General features: G+C 47.0%; 6 protein-coding genes. All 6 read left to right on the top strand.

Annotated elements, in window-relative coordinates:
- The coding region (locus C7R94_RS28280; protein WP_146142835.1) for a flagellar brake protein at positions 1-297 on the top strand (297 nt) is incomplete at its 5' end.
- 25 nt (positions 298-322) lie between these two features.
- Positions 323-505, top strand: a complete 183-nt coding sequence (locus tag C7R94_RS28275; protein ID WP_088907207.1) for a hypothetical protein — start codon at positions 323-325, stop codon at positions 503-505.
- 191 nt (positions 506-696) lie between these two features.
- Complete coding sequence (gene cmk / locus C7R94_RS28270; RefSeq protein ID WP_106785882.1) at positions 697-1368, top strand: (d)CMP kinase; 672 nt, start codon at positions 697-699, stop codon at positions 1366-1368.
- Complete coding sequence (locus tag C7R94_RS28265; protein WP_106785881.1) at positions 1365-1958, top strand: lysophospholipid acyltransferase family protein; 594 nt, start codon at positions 1365-1367, stop codon at positions 1956-1958. The genes cmk and C7R94_RS28265 overlap by 4 nt, the downstream gene beginning before the upstream one ends.
- A 189-nt stretch (positions 1959-2147) precedes the next feature.
- Positions 2148-3320, top strand: a complete 1173-nt coding sequence (gene rpsA, locus C7R94_RS28260) for a 30S ribosomal protein S1 (protein WP_106785880.1) — start codon at positions 2148-2150, stop codon at positions 3318-3320.
- A 77-nt stretch (positions 3321-3397) separates the two neighbouring features.
- Positions 3398-3958 (top strand): beta/alpha barrel domain-containing protein (locus tag C7R94_RS28255; RefSeq protein ID WP_106785879.1); only part of this gene is annotated, 561 nt, incomplete at its 3' end.

The following is a 3958-nucleotide window of genomic DNA, read 5'->3' as shown; positions in this document are numbered from 1 at the left end:
CTAGCACGAACATTAGATATCAGTGGTGGTGGGCTGTCTTTTAGTTGTGAGGAAACCTATCACTTGAAGGAAAAAGACAACTTGCACGTCTGGATTTCCCTTCCAAGCAAAAGTGGACAGGTTCAACATGCTTTTGTTGTGATGGAAATTGTCAGACAAAAACCAGCGGAAGAAAAAGGTTTGCACCAGTGGATTTCGGGTAAGTTCACCCAAATCAGCGAGCAAGATCGGGCAAAAGTGGTTAGAGCGTGTTACGAGAGACAGCTAGAGCTTCGCAAAAAAGGCGTTGTGGATTGACGCTTCATCAGAGGAAGTGACCCTATTGACCAGTCAGTACAACGATCGTTTTCGCAGCTTTTCCAAACGGGTAGAAAAAGTCATCATGATTGGAATTGTCGTATGTGCGATTGTACTGACCATAGGCGAAGTCCTCATTCAGTACGTACCCGCAAGACTGGTATTAATCGAAACAGAGCGCTTGGAAGGCGTGTCCAGAGAGCCCTAAAGGTTTGCGCATGCTTCCATACTATGGTACTATTATAGATAACATAGAAAACGGTCATGGATCGTTTTTTGTAGCCAAATTCGAAAAACGCAATAACGTTTTTCATCACACAAAGAATGGGAAAGGGCTTCGACAGAAGCTTTTCTTGTTTTATTCCCATCCGAACTAATGTACATAGCAGGTGAGAAGTAATGAACATTGCCATTGATGGACCAGCGGGAGCAGGCAAAAGTACTGTCGCCCAAAAAGTAGCGGGACAACTGGAATACGTGTACATTGACACGGGTGCCATGTATCGTGCCCTCGCTTGGGCAGTCCACCATCATCAGCTCTCTATCAGCGATGAGTCTGCAGTTTCCGAACTTTTGCAAAAAAACAAGATTCAACTGGTTCGGGAAAACGGACAGCAACATGTATACTGGAATGAAATCGATGTCACGAGCTGGATACGTTCCACAGAAGTGAGCCAGTACGCCTCTATTGTAGCGAGCTATGGTTCCGTACGTGAACAAATGCTTGTGCTACAGCGACGATTGGCGACTCAAGGCAATGTCGTCATGGACGGCAGAGATATCGGTACTCATGTTTTGCCTGATGCTGATGTGAAGATATTTCTGACGGCCTCCATCCAAGAGCGTGCAGAACGCCGCTGGAAGGAACTACTCGCAAAAGGTACCCAGGCAGACTTGGCTGACCTGGAAAAAGAAATCGAAGAGCGAGATCGACGGGACATGCAGAGAGAAGTCGCACCGTTGCGCCAGGCGGAAGATGCCGTTTTGGTAGACACAACAGGAATGACCATTGATCAGGTGGTCGAACGCATCTTGCAAATCTGCGAGCGAACGGGAGAGTCAACCCATTGAGGTACTATCGTTTATTCAGAGGTTTTTTTCGCATCATTTTTTCGCTTGTCTACCGTTGGCAAGTGATCGGGCGTGAACATATACCTAAGGAAGGCCCAGTGATCCTTTGTGCCAACCACATTTCTTTGTGGGACCCACCTCTACTCGGGAGTGGCATCGAGCGTCAGGTACATTTCATGGCCAAAGAAGAGCTGTTCAAAATTCCGGTCTTATCCTTTCTCATTACAAAATTCGGTGCATTTCCGGTCAAACGGGGTGCAGGAGATCGTGCGGCCATTCGCACGACTCTCAAATTGCTGGAAGATGGAAAAATCTTTGGAATCTTTCCTGAGGGAACCCGCAGCAAAACAGGGGAACCAGGGGAAGCGATGCCGGGTGTGGCGATGTTCGCTCTCAAATCAGAAGCTGCGGTCATTCCGGTAGCCATTATCGGGCCATATCGACCGTTTCGTTCCATTAAGATCGTTTACGGTAAACCGATCGATCTGACTCAATTGCGCGAGGCCAAATCAAGCGCTGATACGTTAAAGGAAACGAGCGATCTGATTATGGAGCACATCAAGCAATTACGGAACCAGCATCTCTCTTAGCAAACGGTATAGAATTGCTAAAGGGACGAATACTAAATCTGCTGGAACTTACTGGCTTCATCAGTACAAACTGCCAGCCATCAGGCGACAGTTAAAAATATACATGCTCCCGCTTCGTGTAGTGAGGTTGTACACAAACAACCTGTACATAGATGTTTGGGACTGGATGGTATTAAGGAGGTCTTTTGAATGATGGAAGAAACGAACGTAAGCTTGACGGATGCAACAACCATTTCCGTAGGAGATGTCGTAAAAGCAACCGTAACAAAAGTTGAGGACAAACAAGCGCTTGTAGATTTAGGCTACAAGTACGATGGTCTGATTCCTATCAGCGAATTGTCTCCACTGCATGTTGAAAAGGTATCTGATGTAGTAGCGGTTGGTGATACTTTTGAAGTAAAAGTCATCAAGCTAAACGATGAGAAAGAAGAGCTCGTTGTTTCCAAGAAGGCCGTAGCGATGGAATCCTCTTGGTCTGAACTTGAGCAAAAAATGCAAGCTGGTGAAATCATCGAAGCGACCGTGAAAGAAGTAGTGAAGGGCGGCCTTGTTGTTGATGTAGGTGTTCGCGGCTTCATTCCAGCTTCCATGGTAGAACGTCATTTCGTGGAAGATTTCTCCGACTACAAAGGCAAAACATTGGCTTTGAAAGTCGTAGAAATGGATAAGGAAAAGAATAAAGTCATCCTGTCCCACAAAGCGGTTTTGGAAGACGAAGCAAAAGTGCAAAAGCAATCCATTATGGATAAAATTCAAGTGGGTCAAGTATTGGAAGGAACGGTTCAACGCATGACCGATTTCGGCGTATTCGTGGATATCGGTGGTGTTGATGGATTGGTTCACGTATCTGAGCTTGCTTGGAATCGCGTAGATAAGCCATCCGATGTCGTGAAGGAAGGCGACAAGGTACAAGTGAAGGTCCTCAAAATTGACCGTGAAAACGAGCGCATTGGCCTTAGCATCAAGGAAACGCAAGCAGGTCCATGGGCGAACGTTGCAGAAGATTTCAAAGCAGGCTCTATTCTGAATGGAACGGTAAAACGTTTGGTTTCCTTCGGTGCATTTATTGAGCTGGCTCCTGGAATCGAAGGCCTCGTACACATCTCCCAGATTGCAAACCGCCGGGTGAATACACCGAGTGAAGTGTTGAAAGAGGGCCAAGAAGTACAGGTGAAGGTTTTGGAAGTTGTTCCACAAGAACAGCGCATTAGCCTCAGTATCCGTGCAGTAGAAGAAGACCGTGTGGAGCAGGCAGAACGCGCGAGCAAGCGTGAACAGCAACAATTCACGCAAGAAAACAACCAACCAATGGGCGTGACATTGGGCGAGCTGTTCGGTGATCTGAAAGACAAGTTCAAGTAAGATAAAAAGGAAGATTCATGGGGGATACGCTCTGGCGTATCCCTTTTTTCTGGGAGCGAAAGTCTAGGAGGGGTACAATGGATCGTCGTTCGATTAGAAAACTGGACCATATTCGAAATGCTCTTATCACCGGGGAAAATGCTGCGAATAGTTTTGATGATGTTAGCTTTGTTCCGAACAGCTTGCCGAATGCAGCCTTTGCAGAAACCTCACTGGACACCGAGATCGCATCCTTGCGACTCTCCTCACCGATTATGATTAATGCGATGACAGGGGGTGCTGGTGGGACTACGCAGATCAATCAAAAACTGGCAATCATTGCGAGGGAACGAAAACTGGCTATGGCTGTTGGGTCACAAATGGCCGCTCTGCGTGATCCAGATGTTACGGATAGCTATCGGATTGTTAGAAGGGAACATCCACAGGGGATCTTGTTTGCAAATGTCGGGGCAGAGGCGACAGTGGAGCAGGCAAAAGCAGCAGTGGAGATGATAGAAGCGAACGGACTGCAAATCCATCTGAATGTCATGCAAGAGCTGTTGATGCCTGAGGGGGATCGGGATTTTCGCGGCTATCTCGAGCGGATTCAAGCGATTAAGGAGAGTCTGGATGTGCCGGTTATTGTCAAAGAAGTAGGT

The sequence above is a fragment of the Brevibacillus sp. NRRL NRS-603 genome (assembly GCF_003013445.1).
GTDB classification, from domain to species: Bacteria; Bacillota; Bacilli; order Brevibacillales; family Brevibacillaceae; genus Brevibacillus; species Brevibacillus formosus.
This window is presented reverse-complemented; position numbering and strand designations above follow the sequence as displayed.